Annotated in this window: 12 protein-coding genes and 1 pseudogene; 9 read left to right on the top strand and 4 right to left on the bottom strand. The window is 68.3% G+C overall.

Going from position 1 to position 13,411, the window contains the following annotated elements:
- Positions 1-444: 444 nt before the first annotated feature.
- Positions 445-1,671: a multifunctional CCA addition/repair protein gene (locus N7L95_RS12520; protein WP_301255578.1), complete on the top strand. Its 1,227-nt coding sequence runs from the start codon at positions 445-447 to the stop codon at positions 1,669-1,671.
- Between the two features lie 109 nt (positions 1,672-1,780).
- On the top strand, positions 1,781-3,277 hold the full coding sequence (locus N7L95_RS12515) for a YdgA family protein (RefSeq protein WP_301255577.1): 1,497 nt from the start codon (positions 1,781-1,783) through the stop codon (positions 3,275-3,277).
- 85 nt (positions 3,278-3,362) lie between these two features.
- Here N7L95_RS12515 and N7L95_RS12510 read toward each other — a convergent pair whose 3' ends face one another.
- The gene (locus N7L95_RS12510) at positions 3,363-3,557 is read right to left on the bottom strand and encodes a DUF2905 domain-containing protein (RefSeq protein WP_301255576.1); all 195 of its coding nucleotides are present in this window, start codon (positions 3,555-3,557) and stop codon (positions 3,363-3,365) included.
- Positions 3,558-3,570: 13 nt separating this feature from the next.
- Positions 3,571-4,722, bottom strand: a complete 1,152-nt coding sequence (locus N7L95_RS12505) for a class I SAM-dependent methyltransferase (RefSeq protein WP_301255575.1) — start codon at positions 4,720-4,722, stop codon at positions 3,571-3,573.
- A gap of 111 nt (positions 4,723-4,833) precedes the next feature.
- Here N7L95_RS12505 and N7L95_RS12500 point away from each other — a divergent pair, with 111 nt between their 5' ends.
- From N7L95_RS12500 to N7L95_RS12490, 3 genes are read left to right on the top strand one after another with little or no spacing between them, the layout of a single operon-like run.
- Positions 4,834-5,247, top strand: a complete 414-nt coding sequence (locus N7L95_RS12500) for a dihydroneopterin aldolase (protein WP_301255574.1) — start codon at positions 4,834-4,836, stop codon at positions 5,245-5,247.
- Entirely contained in the window at positions 5,244-6,191 is a 948-nt protein-coding gene (gene ttcA / locus N7L95_RS12495) for a tRNA 2-thiocytidine(32) synthetase TtcA (RefSeq protein WP_301255573.1), read from the top strand. Before N7L95_RS12500 ends, ttcA begins: the two co-directional genes overlap by 4 nt.
- 42 nt (positions 6,192-6,233) lie before the next feature.
- The gene (locus N7L95_RS12490) at positions 6,234-6,923 is read left to right on the top strand and encodes a DUF4136 domain-containing protein (protein ID WP_301255572.1); all 690 of its coding nucleotides are present in this window, start codon (positions 6,234-6,236) and stop codon (positions 6,921-6,923) included.
- 142 nt (positions 6,924-7,065) lie between these two features.
- Here the strand turns inward: N7L95_RS12490 and N7L95_RS12485 are convergent, their stop codons facing one another.
- The gene (locus N7L95_RS12485) at positions 7,066-7,911 is read right to left on the bottom strand and encodes a DUF6279 family lipoprotein (RefSeq protein WP_301255571.1); all 846 of its coding nucleotides are present in this window, start codon (positions 7,909-7,911) and stop codon (positions 7,066-7,068) included.
- A 103-nt stretch (positions 7,912-8,014) separates the two neighbouring features.
- On the opposite strand from N7L95_RS12485, the gene glmU reads away from it, so the two are divergent.
- Positions 8,015-9,397 (top strand): bifunctional UDP-N-acetylglucosamine diphosphorylase/glucosamine-1-phosphate N-acetyltransferase GlmU, encoded by a 1,383-nt coding sequence (glmU, locus tag N7L95_RS12480; protein WP_301255570.1) that lies wholly within the window; start codon positions 8,015-8,017, stop codon positions 9,395-9,397.
- A gap of 117 nt (positions 9,398-9,514) precedes the next feature.
- Positions 9,515-9,784, top strand: coding sequence for a cysteine-rich CWC family protein (locus N7L95_RS12475; RefSeq protein ID WP_301255569.1), 270 nt, complete (start codon positions 9,515-9,517; stop codon positions 9,782-9,784).
- On the opposite strand, the gene N7L95_RS12470 is transcribed toward N7L95_RS12475, so the two are convergent.
- The gene (locus N7L95_RS12470; protein ID WP_301255568.1) at positions 9,718-10,218 is read right to left on the bottom strand and encodes an Lrp/AsnC family transcriptional regulator; all 501 of its coding nucleotides are present in this window, start codon (positions 10,216-10,218) and stop codon (positions 9,718-9,720) included. The two genes, N7L95_RS12475 and N7L95_RS12470, sit on opposite strands and share 67 nt — an antisense overlap.
- 143 nt (positions 10,219-10,361) lie before the next feature.
- On the opposite strand from N7L95_RS12470, the gene glmS reads away from it, so the two are divergent.
- Complete coding sequence (glmS, locus tag N7L95_RS12465) at positions 10,362-12,233, top strand: glutamine--fructose-6-phosphate transaminase (isomerizing) (protein WP_301255567.1); 1,872 nt, start codon at positions 10,362-10,364, stop codon at positions 12,231-12,233.
- A gap of 70 nt (positions 12,234-12,303) precedes the next feature.
- A pseudogene (locus tag N7L95_RS12460) lies at positions 12,304-13,382 on the top strand (IS3 family transposase).
- Positions 13,383-13,411 lie beyond the last annotated feature (29 nt).

Genomic DNA, 13,411 nt, shown 5'->3' with positions numbered 1-13,411 from the left:
GTGTTGAGAGTGGTTGTACGCGCGCGGCGTCTCCCCGGCGGCGCCACCCGGCAGACGCTGCGCGACTGCCTTTTTACCTAGCTCTGCTGTGGGAGGGAACGCCATGCCTCGGGGGGAGCACTGGGCATGACCAATGCTCTTGGCGCAAGGAAATGTGTCCGATGCCTCCTCCCGGCCGGCCGGGATGACGTGCCGCTCTACCCGCTGACCGCCGCTGCTGGGCCTGCCTGAGCATCGGCCTGCAGTGGCCCACCGTCGGCACCGGACGCTGCGAGCCCGGGCTGTCAGTGACGATCGGCTTCCGTCGCGGCCGCAGATGGCCAGGAGGCAATCGATCCGATCCGGCCCTGCTTGCATCAGCGCGAGGCGGCTGGCGGCTTCTTCGCCAGCCGCGCCACACCGCGCGGGAGGGGGGCGACCCGGGCGCGCCGATACACTGCCGGCATGAAGGTCTACATGGTTGGCGGCGCGGTGCGCGATCGCCTGCTCGGCTTGCCGGTGCAGGATCACGACTGGGTGGTGGTGGGAGCCACGCCCGAGGCGATGCTGGCGGCCGGCTACCTGCCGGTGGGCAAGGATTTCCCGGTGTTCCTGCATCCGCAGACCCATGAGGAGTACGCGCTCGCCCGCACCGAGCGCAAGACGGCGCGCGGCTATCACGGCTTCAGCTTCCGCACGGCGCCCGACGTCACGCTGGAGCAGGACCTGCAGCGCCGCGACCTCACCATCAACGCCATGGCCCAGGCCGAGGATGGACAGCTGATCGATCCCTACGGCGGCCTGCACGACCTGCAGGCGCGCGAGCTGCGGCATGTGTCCGATGCCTTTGTCGAAGACCCGGTGCGCATCCTGCGGCTGGCCCGGTTCGCCGCGCGTTTTGCCGACTTCAGCGTGGCCGCCGAAACCCAGGTGCTGATGCAGCGCATGGTGCAGGAAGGCGAGGTCGATGCGCTGGTGCCCGAGCGGGTCTGGCAGGAGCTGGCCCGCGGCTTGATGGAGGCCCGGCCGTCACGCATGTTCGAGGTGCTGCGCAGCTGTGGCGCGCTGGCTCGCATCCTGCCGGAGGTCGACCGCCTCTGGGGGGTGCCGCATCGGGCCGGATACCACCCGGAAGTCGACACTGGCATGCACGTGATGATGGTGCTCGAGATGAGCGCTCACTTGCAGGCCAGCCTGCCGGTGCGCTTTTCCTGCCTGACGCAGCATCTCGGCAAGGGCGCCACGCCGGCCGAGCTGCTGCCCCACCACCCGGGCCATGAGGCGCGCAGTGCCGAACTGCTGCGCCAGCTCTGCCAGCGCCTGCGGGTGCCCAACGAATGCCGCGAGCTGGCCGAGCTCGTGGCTCGCGAGCACAGCCACTTGCACGACAGCGGCGAACTCGGGCCGGCGGACATCGTCTGCCTGTTGGAGCGGTGCGACGCCTTGCGCAAGCCGCAGCGGTTCGCCGATGCGCTGCTGGCCTGCGAATGTGACGCTCGCGGCCACGTCGACATGGAGCACGAGCCCTATCCGCAACGCCCCCGCCTGCTCGCCGCCCTGGAGGCTGCGCGCGCTGTGCCGACCGCGCCGATCGCGGCCGCTGCTGCCGCGCGTGGGCTGCACGGGCCGCAGATCGCCGAGGCCATCCACCAGGCCCGCATCGAGGCGGTGGCCGCCGTCCACCCCCATTAAGTAGGGGGCGCCAAGCGCGCGACCCCTTGTTACACTGCGCCGCTTCTAACCGGGCCGCGGTGGCTGCGGGAAACGTCCGGCGCGAGGGGCGCCACAGGGAGTGCGAGGGATGAAGAAGCCATTGGCCGTCGGCCTGGGTGTGGTGGCGCTGGCTGCGGCCGCGTATGTCGGATCGGCGGCCTACGTCGGCGGCCGGGTGCAGACCGAACTGCTGGCTCAGCAGACGAAGCTGTCGGAGCAACTGCCTTTCATCAAGGTGACCGACCACAAGTACGAGAAGGGCCTGTTCTCCGCCACCCGTACCGTCACCGTGCAAATTGGCTGCGATGCCGGCACCCCGGCAGAGGGCGAGGAGGCACCGCCCAAGCCGGTGCTGATCACCCTGCGCGACCACATCAGCCACGGCCCGCTGGCCGGTGGCCAGTTCGGCGCCGCGCTGATCGAGTCCGAGCTCGAACTGCCGCCCGAAGTCCGCAAGGGCCTGACCCAGCTGTTCGGCGACAAGAAGCCGTTCACCGTCCGCACCCTGGTGGGTTTCGGCGGCGGCTACAGCAGCGAATTCTCCAGCCCCGACATCCAGTTCAAGGGCCCGCAGGGCGAGCAGCTGGCATGGAAGGGCGTGAAGGCCAACATCAGCAGCGATGCTGGCGGCACCTACCTTAAGTACGACGTCAGCGCACCCGGCCTGGAAGTGAACGACCCGGCCAAGGGCGCCAAGATGGTGGTCACCAACATCAGCTGGCGCGGCGAAAGCCGCCCGGTGAATGGCTCGATGTGGCTGCGCACCGGCAAGGACGAGGGTGAGATCGCGAGCATCGAGTTCGCCGCGCCGCCGCTGGCACAGCAGGCCGCCGAAGGTGCAGGCGAGCCCTTCAAGTTCACCTTCGACAAGCTGAAGTTCGCGTCGGACACCAGCGTCGAGAAGGACCTGCTGAACAGCAAGGTCACGATGACTGGCGCCGGCACCATTGCCGGCACCAAGCTCGACAAGCTGGAGATGCAGGCCTCGCTGAAGCGCCTGCATGCGCCGACCTACCAGCGCATCATGTCCAGCCTGATGAAGGCGGCCGGCACGGCCTGCGCCAAGCCTGAAGAGCAGCCGAATCCGGACGAGATGCTCGCCGGCATGCAGAACGAACTGCTGGCCCTGCTGCCGTACAACCCGGAATACGCCCTGGACAAGCTGGCGGTGGAATACGCCGGCAAGCGCGGCGAACTGTCGTACTCGGTGGGCGTGGAAGGCGTGACCGAAGCCGACCTGAAGACCCCGGCCATGATGCTGCTGATGGGCAAGGGCGTGGTGAAGGCCGACGTGAAGCTGCCGGTCACCTGGATCGAGCAGATCGCCGCCAAGGCGCCGACGCAGACCGCTGCGATGGAACCCGGCATGGTGGGCATGATGCTGGACCAGTTCGCGCAGCAAGGCTTCATCGTCCGCCAGGGCGAGCACGTGGCTGCGAGCATGCGCCTGGAGAAGGGGGCCGTGCTGCTGAACGGCAAGCCCATCCCGGTGCCGGGCCTCGGCGGTGGCCTCCCCGACCTGGGCGAAGCCGAAGAAGACGCCGAGCATGGCGACCATGCCGAAGGCGCGGCTGCCGGCCAGTGAGTTCGCGGCGCAAGCCGACATGACGCAAAAGCCGGGCTGATGCCCGGCTTTTTCTTTCCTGGGACTGCGGCGGGTGGCGGCGACGTCAGAACAGCTGCCCGATGGCCATCGCCAGCAGGCTCAGCACGACAGTGCTGCCCAACGGCAGCTGCCACTGCCGCCCGGCGAAGCGAAACCGCAGGTCGCCGGGCAGTCGGCCGAAGCCGAACTTCTCCAGCCACGACCGCAGGCTGGTGAAGACCAGCATCGCCAGCACGACCACGATGAGCCAGCGCAGCATCGGCCGGGCTCCGCTAGAGCGTGTGGCTGCGGTCGCCGCTGGCGAAGCCGATGGCGTTCGCCAGGTCGGCGCCACGGCTGAAGCCGATGACCTTGAACAGCTCGCCCATCTCATGCTCGGCCACCAGCTTCTGCGCCAGCGCCACCTCGCGCAGCCGGGCTGCCTCGGTGGGGCCACCTTCGGTGGCTGGCGGCAGCAACTCGAGCAGGCCGCAATTCAGCAGGAAGCGGCCCTGGGAGGTGTAGCCCAGTACGTCCAGCCCGCTGTCCTGGCCCGCGAGCGCAATGCCGGTGAAGTTCACGTGGGCGGTGATGTCCTTCAGCCCCAGCTCCACCAGCGGATTGGGGTCGGCGCGATGGGCTCGGTGGCACATCAGCGTGCCGCCGGTGCGCTGCGGATGGTAGTACTCGCTTTCAGGGAATCCGTAGTCGATGAAGAAGGCGGCACCGCGTGTCAGCCGGTCGGCCATCGTGCGGATGAAAGCTTCCGCCTGGGGATGGATCTCGCACACCGTGCCGGGCACGAAGGGCCCGTCGACCGGCGGGCGCAGTACGGTGGGCCGGTCGGCCCAGGCGAGCCCGGTCTCGGCCACCGCCACGCCGCGTTCGTGCCAGTCCTGCCCGTCGAAGTGCAGCAACTGCACCGGCATCGCGTCCAGCACCTCGTTGCCCACCACCACGCCGCGCATCTCGGCCGGCAGCTGCTCGTGCCAGACCACGCGGTGGGCAAGCGTAGGCGCCTCCCGCTCGACGCGCTCGCGCTGGCGCTCGCGCAGCACGCCCGACAGCTCCACCACATGGTAGGCATTGCAGGCGCTGCCGAGCGCCTGCAACAGGGCCGAGGCCAGGGCCCCGGAGCCGGCACCGAACTCCCAGACCTCGGCCGTGCCGGTTTCCACCAGTGCCTGGCGGACCTGGCGCGACAGCGCCCGGCCGAACAGTGGCGTGAGTTCCGGCGCGGTGACGAAGTCGCTGCCGCTGCCGGGCAGCAGGCCGAACTTGCGGCCGCTGTTGGCGTAGTAGCCCAGGCCCGGCTCGTAGAGCACGATGGCCATGAAGCGGTCGAAGCCCAGCCAGCCGCCGTCGCCCTGCGCGGCCTCGCGAAGCCGGGCAAGCAACCGGGCCTGCAGCTCGGCCGCTACACTGACAGGTTCTTCGTGTTGCATTGCCGCATTGTAGGAAGAAGCCGTCCTGCAGCGCTGCGAGCCGGGCGCCGCGCCGGGCCATGCAACGGCCGGTGCCGGCGGCGGCACGGCACGCGAACAAGGAAACCTGAGATGCACAGCATGTTGAGTCACCCGAGCCTGCTTGATTGCAGGCGCCTGTTCCTGCGCAACTACGAGGTGTGGATCAACATCGGCGTGCATGACTATGAGAAGCGCGGCGAGCAGCGCGTGCTGATCAACGTCGAGCTGTACATCCCGCTGGCGCTGTCCACCCCCCGGGCCGACCAGCTGCACGAGGTGGTCGACTACGACTTCATGCGCCGCACCATCGCCCAGCGTGTCTCCCAGGGCCATGTGCACCTGCAGGAGACGCTGTGCGACGACGTGGCGGAGCTGATGATGGCCCACCCCCGCGTGCGCGCGGCGCGCGTTTCCACCGCCAAGCCCGACGTCTACCCGGATTGCGAATCCGTCGGCGTCGAAGTGTTCCGCATCAAGTCCTCGATGACCGAGATCCAGCCATGAGTGCCGTGTTGCACCCCCACGACGAATCCACCACGCCGGCCGGCGACGACGACGCCAAGAAGGCCGCCAAGGCCGCCTTCGAGGCCCACAAGCTGTCCAAGCGCCTGCACCGCCTGGTGGGCCAGGCGATCGGCGACTTCAACATGATCGAGCCGGGCGACAAGGTGATGGTTTGCCTCTCTGGCGGCAAGGACTCCTACGCCCTGCTCGACATCCTGCTCAACCTGCGGCGGCGCGCGCCGGTGCACTTCGACATCGTGGCGGTCAACCTCGACCAGAAGCAGCCCGGCTTCCCCGAGCATGTGCTGCCCGAGTACCTCAAGGGCCTGGGCGTGCCCTTTCATATCGAGGAGCAGGACACCTATTCCATCGTCAAGCGGGTGGTGCCCGAGGGCAAGACCATGTGCTCGCTCTGCTCGCGGCTGCGCCGCGGGGTGCTCTACCGGGTGGCCGGCGAGCTGGGCGCCAACAAGATCGCGCTGGGCCACCACCGCGACGACATGCTGCAGACCTTCTTCCTCAACATGTTCTTCGGTGGCAAGCTCAAGGGCATGCCGCCGAAGCTGGTGAGCGACGATGGCAAGAACATCGTCATCCGCCCGCTGGCCTATGTGAACGAGATCGACCTGGAGCGCTGGGCCGAGCACCGGCGCTTCCCCATCATCCCCTGCACCCTGTGCGGCAGCCAGGAGAACCTGCAGCGCAAGCAGATCAAGGCCATGCTGCGCGACTGGGACAAGAAGTTCCCGGGCCGCATCGAGAACATGTTCGGCGCCCTGCAGAACGTGGTGCCTTCCCACCTGATGGACCGGAACCTCTATCCCTTCGCCGGCCTCCAACCGACGGGTGTGGCCCATCCCGGCGGCGACAAGGCCTTCGATGACGACGATGATTGCGCCACCCCCGCGACGACGTCGGTGGTGCGCTTGAAGCTGGACGAATAGATCCCGGCGGCGCCTGCCCCAAAAGCAACCAGGAGGTGTGAGATGTGGAAGGTGTCGGTGTGTGCGGCCGCGCTGCTGGTGTTGGGCGGCTGCTCGACGGTGCGGCTGGTCGAGAGCGACGTGCGCAGCTATACGCAGTGGCCCGAGTCACGCCAGCCGGGCACGTTCTCGTTCGAGCGCCTGCCGTCGCAGCAGGCGCGCCCCCAGGAGCAGGACAGGCTGGAGCAACTGGCCCTGCCCGCGCTGAAGAAGGCCGGCTTGCGCCCGGCGGCCAGCGGCAGCGGCGAGCTCACGGTGCAGGTGGGCCTGAGCGAGACCTACTATGACCGCGCACCCTGGGACGACCCCTATCCCTGGGGCTTCGGCTCCGGCTTCTACTACGGCGGCCGCTATCGCCACCGGGGCGGGGTGGGGCTCGGCATGGGATGGTATGCGCCGTCGCCCTACTACGTGTTCGACGCTGCGGTGCTGATCCGCGACGCCAAGAGCAAGCAAGTGCTCTACGAGACCCATGCCAAGCACGACGGCCGCTGGGCCGACGATGTGCTGAGGGCGGCCCTGTTCGAAGCCGCCCTGCAGGACTTCCCGAAACCCGCCATCAGCCCGCGGCAGGTGCGCATCGAGCTGCCACGCGACGCGAAAGCGCCGACCGAGGCCACCGGCGCCCCGGCCCCGGCGCCCGCCAGCAAGCCTGCCACGCCGGCGGCCAGCCCCCAGGCGCCCGCCAGGTAGTGTGGCCGGCCGCCTGGCGCCCCGGCGGCGCCGAGGGGCGGTCGTTGGGTAGCGGCAGCGGTGGCCCCGGTGTCCTCGACACGCGAGGCCGATGCACTGCCCGCGGCTGCCGTCCTGCGCCGCATCGCCTGCAGGTGCGGCCTCAGTGCCCCGGCATGGCCGACAGCGCCCGCAGGTCCTGCTCCCATTGGTAAAGCTGGCCCTGTGCCCGCTTGCGCTGTGACGGCGTGGTGCGGTTGTGCAGCTCGGCCACCAGCTCGCAGTTGTAGGCCGTCAGGCGCTCCTGGTAAGCGCGGTAATTCGCATCGGGGGAGGTGAGCAGCCGCTGCACCAGCTCGCGCACCGTGTGGCGCGCCTGCTCGGCACCGGGCTGGCTGGCCTGCAGGCTGCGCAGGCTTTGCAGGATGTCCTGCTGTCGGCGCAGCCGTTCGCGCTGTGCCAGCTCGGCGTCGAAGGGCGACGCCTGCATGCGTTGCGCCAGCCAGTGCCGCTGGGTGGTGTCGAGGCGGCCGTAGAAATCCTCCGCCCGCTCCAGCGAGCGTTTCAGGCGGGCCCGCAGGCGTTCGTCGGGCGCCTCCTGGAGGTGCTCCTTGCGGAACTTCTGGTTCGACTTGGCATAGCGCGCCTCCAGGTGTTGCAGCTGCTCGGGCGTCAGGCGCAGCGCCAGGTCGGCCATGGCGGGCAGGGCCTGTTCCAGCGCCTCGTCGCGCCAGCGCTGCACGCGGATCCACCACTGACAGGCCTGGGCGGCGGTGCCGTCGCGCAGGGCTTCCTGCTGCACCTGGGCCAGTGCCTGGACGTAGAGCGGCAGCTGCGTCTTGCGGTGCCAGCTGAACCAGCTCGCCAGCGCTTCGCGCGCCTGGGGGCGCTGCGCGTCGTGGAAGTCCACATAGTCATCGAGCCACCAGTAGGCCACGGTCGGGCCCTGTCCATAGGCCAGCCGCAGGCTGCTGCAGCCGCTCAACACCGAGAGCAGGACCAGCAGCATCACCAGGATCAGGGGGCAGATCCCGCGGGGCCGGGCGCCGATAATCGCCGCATCGCCCTTCGTCACCGAAGCGTTCAACGAATACATCCTCCACAGAATCGGCATGGCACTCGACGTCGTCATCATGGCCGCGGGCAAAGGCACCCGCATGAAATCCAGTCGTCCCAAGGTGCTGCATGCGCTGGCGGGCCGGGCGCTGCTGCAACATGTGCTGGCCGCGGTGGCGGGCCTCGCGGCGCGTCGCACCGTGGTCGTCACCGGACATGGCGCCGAGCAGGTAGAAGCCGCAGTGCAAGCGCCGGGCCTGAGCTTCGTGCGGCAGTCGCCGCAGCTCGGCACCGGCCATGCCGTGCAGCAGGCGGTGCCGCAGCTGGGCGACGACGGCAGCACGCTGATCCTCAACGGCGACGTGCCGCTGCTGGAGCCCGCCACCGCCGAGGCGCTGGTACAGGCATGCGGCGGCCAGCGCCTGGCACTGCTGACCCTGCAGGTGCCCGATGCCACCGGCTACGGCCGCATCGTGCGGGGCGGCGTCTCGGGCAGCGAGGTGCTGGGCATCGTCGAGCACAAGGACGCCACGCTGGAGCAGCGCCTGATCCGCGAGATCAACGCCGGCGTGATGGCCGCGCCCACCGCCCTGCTCAAGCGCTGGCTGTCGCTGCTGAAGAACGACAACGCCCAGGGCGAGTACTACCTCACCGACATCGTGGCCCTTGCGGTGGCTGATGGTGTGCCGGTGGTGGCGGTGCAGCCGGGCAGCGAGATCGAGGTGCTGGGTGTCAACAGCCCGGCCCAGCTGGCCGACCTGGAGCGGCGCTACCAGCGCCGCCAGGCCGAGCGGCTGATGGAGGCCGGTGTGCGCCTGGCCGACCCGGCGCGCTTCGACCTGCGGGGCACGCTGGAGTGCGGCATGGACGTGGAGATCGACGTCAACTGTGTCTTCGAAGGCCGCGTGGCGCTGGGCGACGGGGTGCGCATCGGCGCGAACTGCGTGGTCAAGAATGCCGTCATTTCTGCAGGTGCCGTCATCCATCCCTTCACCCACATCGACGGCGAGCAGCTGGGCGTGAAGGTGGGCGAGGGCGCGCTCATCGGTCCGTTCGCCCGGCTGCGTCCGGGAGCTGACCTGGGGGCCGAGGTGCACATCGGCAACTTCGTCGAAGTGAAGAACTCGACGCTGGCCAAGGGGGCCAAGGCCAACCACCTGGCCTACCTGGGCGATGCCACGGTGGGCGAGCGGGTGAACTACGGCGCCGGCAGCATCACCGCCAACTACGACGGCGCCAACAAGCACCGCACCGTGATCGAGGCGGACGTGCATGTGGGCTCCAACTGCGTGCTGGTGGCCCCGGTGACGCTGGGCGCCGGCGCCACCATCGGTGGCGGCAGCACGATCGCCAAGGACGCGCCGGCTGGCCAGTTGACGGTGGCGCGTGCCAAGCAGGTGTCGCTGTCCGGCTGGCAGCGACCGAAGAAGGCGCGTTGAGGCGCAGCAGCGGGCGCCTCGACGCCGCCCGCTGCTGCGCCCGGCGTGGGGGATGTCCGCCCGTCAGCAAGCGCCCGCCGCGGCGCTTGCTGCGCAGCACAGCACGGAGCCTGATGCATGACCGCTGAAGCCGAGATCGACACCACCCGCTGCCCCCTGTGCGGCGCCTCCAACCGCTGCGTGATGGCGGCCTCGCCCGGGGCGGGCGATCCGGGCCTGCCGTGCTGGTGCACCACCGTGCAGTTCGACCCGGCGCAACTGGCCCGGGTGCCGGAAGCCGCGCGCAAGCTCGCGTGCCTGTGCCCGGCGTGCGCGGTGCGTCAGGCGGCCGGCGGTGAAGGCAGCGCGATGGCGGGTTCGAACTTGGCGCGCTTGACCGAGAAGTAGGTCTTCACGTTACGGACGTTGGCGTCGCTGGTGAACAGCCGCTGCACGAGCGCGTGGTAGGCCGCCATGTCCGGCACCTGGGTGATGAGCACAAAGTCCGGCCCGCTGGAGGTGCGGTAGCACTGCTGCACGGCCGGCTCGGCAACCGCCCGCGCCTCGAAGGCCTGCAGCTTCTCCGCCGCCTGCTGGTCCAGCGTGATCTCGACGACCGCGGTGAGGCCGGCGCCGAGCCGGTCCGGCGACAACAGGGCCACGGTGCGCTCGATGAAGCCCGACTCGGTGAGCCGCCGCACACGGCGCAGGCAAGTGGCCGGCGACACATGCACCTGCTCGGCCAGCGCCTGGTTGCTGAGCGATGCGTCCCGCTGAAGGCACTCCAGCAGCCGCAGGTCCAGGGCATCCAGTTGAGGGGGTGACTTGATCGATTCCTTCATTGAGAGGAGGATCTTGAAAGTTTGTTGCGGATCCTTATGAGTATGGATGATTCCTTCGAAAGCAGCGTCTAGCGGAAAGAAAATTTCTTGACGCCTGGCCTACCATCGGCGCATTCATTTCATCACTCCGTTGAGGAAGCACCATGTGCGGCATCGTCGGCGCGGTCAGCCAGCGCAACATCGTTCCCATCCTGCTCGAAGGCCTGAAGCGCCTGGAATACCGCGGCTACGACTCCTGCGGTGTGGCGGTGCACCAGGACGGCCAGCTGCGACGGGCCCGCAGCACCTCGCGGGTGGCTGAGCTCGATGCCCAGGTGGCGGCCGACGGTGTCGGCGGCTTCACGGGCGTGGCCCACACCCGCTGGGCCACCCATGGCGCGCCGGCGGTGCACAACGCCCACCCGCACTTCTCGCACGGCCCGGGCGAAGACGCCTACGCTGCGCGCCCCGGCCGGATCGCGCTGGTGCACAACGGCATCATCGAGAACCACGACGAGCTGCGGGCCGAGCTGCGCGCGAAGGGCTATGTGTTCGTGAGCCAGACCGACACCGAGGTGATTTCGCACCTGGTGGACCATCTGTACGACGGCGACCTGTACGACGCTGTCAAGCGTGCCACGCTGCAGCTGAAGGGCGCCTATGCCATCGCCGTGTTCTGCCGCGACGAGCCGCACCGTGTCATTGGCGCACGCGAGGGCTCGCCGCTGGTGCTCGGCGTGGGGGCCAACGGCAGCGAGAACTTCCTCGCCTCGGACGCCATGGCCCTGGCTGGCGTGACCGACCAGATCGTCTACCTCGAAGAGGGTGACGTGGTGGACCTGCAGCTGGGCAAGTACTGGATCGAATCACGCGGCGGCGAGGGCGATCGCTTTGCCCGGGTGGAGCGCGCAGTGCGCACCGTGCACGCACACACCGGTGCGGCCGAGCTGGGCCCGTACCGCCACTACATGCAGAAGGAAATCTTCGAGCAGCCGCGGGCCATTGCCGACACGCTGGAGGGCGTGGAGGGCATTTCGCCGGAGCTGTTCGGCGACGGTGCGTATTCGGTGTTCAAGGACATCGACCGGGTGCTGATCCTGGCCTGCGGCACCAGCTATTACGCGGGCTCCACCGCCAAGTACTGGCTGGAGTCGATCGCGCGCATCCCGACCAGCGTGGAGATCGCCAGCGAATACCGGTACCGCGACAGCGTGCCGCACCCGAAGACGCTGGTGGTGACCATCACGCAGTCGGGCGAGACGGCCGACACCCTGGCGGCGCTCAAGCATGCGCGCAGCCTGGGCATGCAGCACACGCTGACGATCTGCAATGTGGCCACGAGCGCGATGGTGCGCGAATGCAAGCTGGCCTACATCACGCGGGCGGGGGTGGAGATCGGCGTGGCGTCGACCAAGGCCTTCACGACGCAGCTGGCTGGCCTGTTCCTGCTGACGTTGGCGCTGGCCCAGGTGCGTGGACAGCTGAGCGACGAGCAGGAGGCGTCGCACCTGAAGGCGATGCGGCACCTGCCGGTGGCGCTTCAATCGGTGCTGGCGCTGGAGCCGCAGGTGATCGCCTGGGCAGAGGAATTCGCGCGCAAGGAGAACGCGTTGTTCCTGGGGCGTGGCTTGCACTATCCGATTGCGCTGGAGGGGGCGCTGAAGCTGAAGGAGATCAGCTACATCCATGCCGAGGCGTACCCGGCGGGCGAGCTGAAGCATGGGCCGCTCGCGCTGGTGACCAGCCAGATGCCGGTGGTGACGGTGGCGCCGAACGACACCTTGCTGGAGAAGCTGAAGAGCAATCTGCAGGAGGTGCGGGCCCGGGGCGGGGAGCTGTACGTGTTTGCCGACGGGGACACGCGCATCGAGAGCGAGGCGGGTATCCATGTGATCCGCATGCCGGAGCACTACGGGGCGCTGTCGCCGATCCTGCATGTGGTGCCGCTGCAGTTGCTGGCGTATCACACGGCGTGTGCGCGGGGAACGGATGTGGACAAGCCGCGGAATTTGGCGAAGAGTGTCACGGTGGAGTGAGGCGTAAGCTCCCCCTCGACGTAGACACCTGAATCTGGAGAATGCGGCCTCGAACAGGAAGACGAGGACGATGAGAAAGAGCAAGTTCAGCGAGAGCCAGATCGTGGCGATCCTGAAGGAGAGCGAGGCCGGTGTCGCGGTGGCCGAACTGTGCCGCAAGCACGGCATCAGCGCTGCGACGTACTACAGCTGAAAGAGCAAGTACGCGGGAGCCACGGTCAGCGACCTCACGCGCATGCGCGAGTTGGAAGCCGAGAATGCAAAGCTCAAGCGCATGTACGCGGAGCAGGCGCTGGAGATCGTGGCGACGAAGGACGTGCTGTCGCGAAAGTGGTGACGCCGTCTGCGAAGCGGCAGGTGGTGCAAATCATGGTTGACGAGCACCGCGTGCCGGTCAAACAGGCCTGTGCGCTGGCGGGCCTGTCGCGGGCGGCGTACGACCGTCAGCCTGTCAATGGTCTGATGCGGGACGGGGATGTGATTCAGGCGCTGAACGAGGTTGTCGGGCGCAATGGTCGCTTGGGCGTCTGGAAGTGCTACCAGCGGCTGCGCCTGGATGGGCGTGCGTGGAACCACAAAAGGGTATGGCGCGCGTACTGCGAGATGGGATTGAACCTGCCGCGGCGAACGAAAAAGCGTGTGCCACAGCGGGAGCGAGTGCCGCTGCAGGCGGGCCAGTACGTCAATCAAGGCTAGGCGCTGGACTTCATGCACGACGCGCTGTACGACGGCAGACGCTTCAGGACGCTGAACGTCATCGACGAAGCCAATCGAGAGGCGCTGGCCATCGAGGTCGGCAGCTCAATTCCGGCCATGCGGCTGATTTGCACGCTCAGCCGCTTGATCGAGTGGTATGGCACGCCGGACTCGATTCGCTTGGACAACGGGCCGGAGATGACCTGCCTGGCGTTCACCGAGTGGGCCGCTGCCAAAGGCATCGCGCTGCGCTTCATCGAGCCGGGCGAGCCCCACCAGAATGCCTACATCGAGCGCTTCAACCGCACGTACCGCAACTAGGTGCTCGATGCCTACCTGTTCAAGTCGATCGAGCAGCTGCAGCACATCACCGAGGAGTGGCTGCTCGAATACAACGAGCGCCGGCCTCCCAATGCCCTGGGAGGGCTGCCGCCGCGGCAGTTCCTGCCCTGAATCACAACAGCCACAGACTCCAGTTCTGG

It is taken from the genome of Eleftheria terrae (assembly GCF_030419005.1).
GTDB lineage: Bacteria > Pseudomonadota > Gammaproteobacteria > Burkholderiales > Burkholderiaceae_C > Caldimonas > Caldimonas terrae.
This window is presented reverse-complemented; position numbering and strand designations above follow the sequence as displayed.

Bases quoted from the DNA above. Each gene is read 5' to 3' on its own strand.
- N7L95_RS12485 (WP_301255571.1), bottom strand. From the start codon at position 7,911: ATGCTGCTGGTCCTGCTCTCGGTGTTGAGCGGCTGCAGCAGCCTGCGG.
- N7L95_RS12505 (WP_301255575.1), bottom strand. From the start codon at position 4,722: ATGCAACACGAAGAACCTGTCAGTGTAGCGGCCGAGCTGCAGGCCCGG.
- N7L95_RS12515 (WP_301255577.1), top strand. From the start codon at position 1,781: ATGAAGAAGCCATTGGCCGTCGGCCTGGGTGTGGTGGCGCTGGCTGCG.
- N7L95_RS12475 (WP_301255569.1), top strand. From the start codon at position 9,515: ATGACCGCTGAAGCCGAGATCGACACCACCCGCTGCCCCCTGTGCGGC.
- N7L95_RS12520 (WP_301255578.1), top strand. From the start codon at position 445: ATGAAGGTCTACATGGTTGGCGGCGCGGTGCGCGATCGCCTGCTCGGC.
- N7L95_RS12500 (WP_301255574.1), top strand. From the start codon at position 4,834: ATGCACAGCATGTTGAGTCACCCGAGCCTGCTTGATTGCAGGCGCCTG.
- glmU (WP_301255570.1), top strand. From the start codon at position 8,015: ATGGCACTCGACGTCGTCATCATGGCCGCGGGCAAAGGCACCCGCATG.
- ttcA (WP_301255573.1), top strand. From the start codon at position 5,244: ATGAGTGCCGTGTTGCACCCCCACGACGAATCCACCACGCCGGCCGGC.
- glmS (WP_301255567.1), top strand. From the start codon at position 10,362: ATGTGCGGCATCGTCGGCGCGGTCAGCCAGCGCAACATCGTTCCCATC.
- N7L95_RS12490 (WP_301255572.1), top strand. From the start codon at position 6,234: ATGTGGAAGGTGTCGGTGTGTGCGGCCGCGCTGCTGGTGTTGGGCGGC.
- N7L95_RS12470 (WP_301255568.1), bottom strand. From the start codon at position 10,218: ATGAAGGAATCGATCAAGTCACCCCCTCAACTGGATGCCCTGGACCTG.
- N7L95_RS12510 (WP_301255576.1), bottom strand. From the start codon at position 3,557: ATGCTGCGCTGGCTCATCGTGGTCGTGCTGGCGATGCTGGTCTTCACC.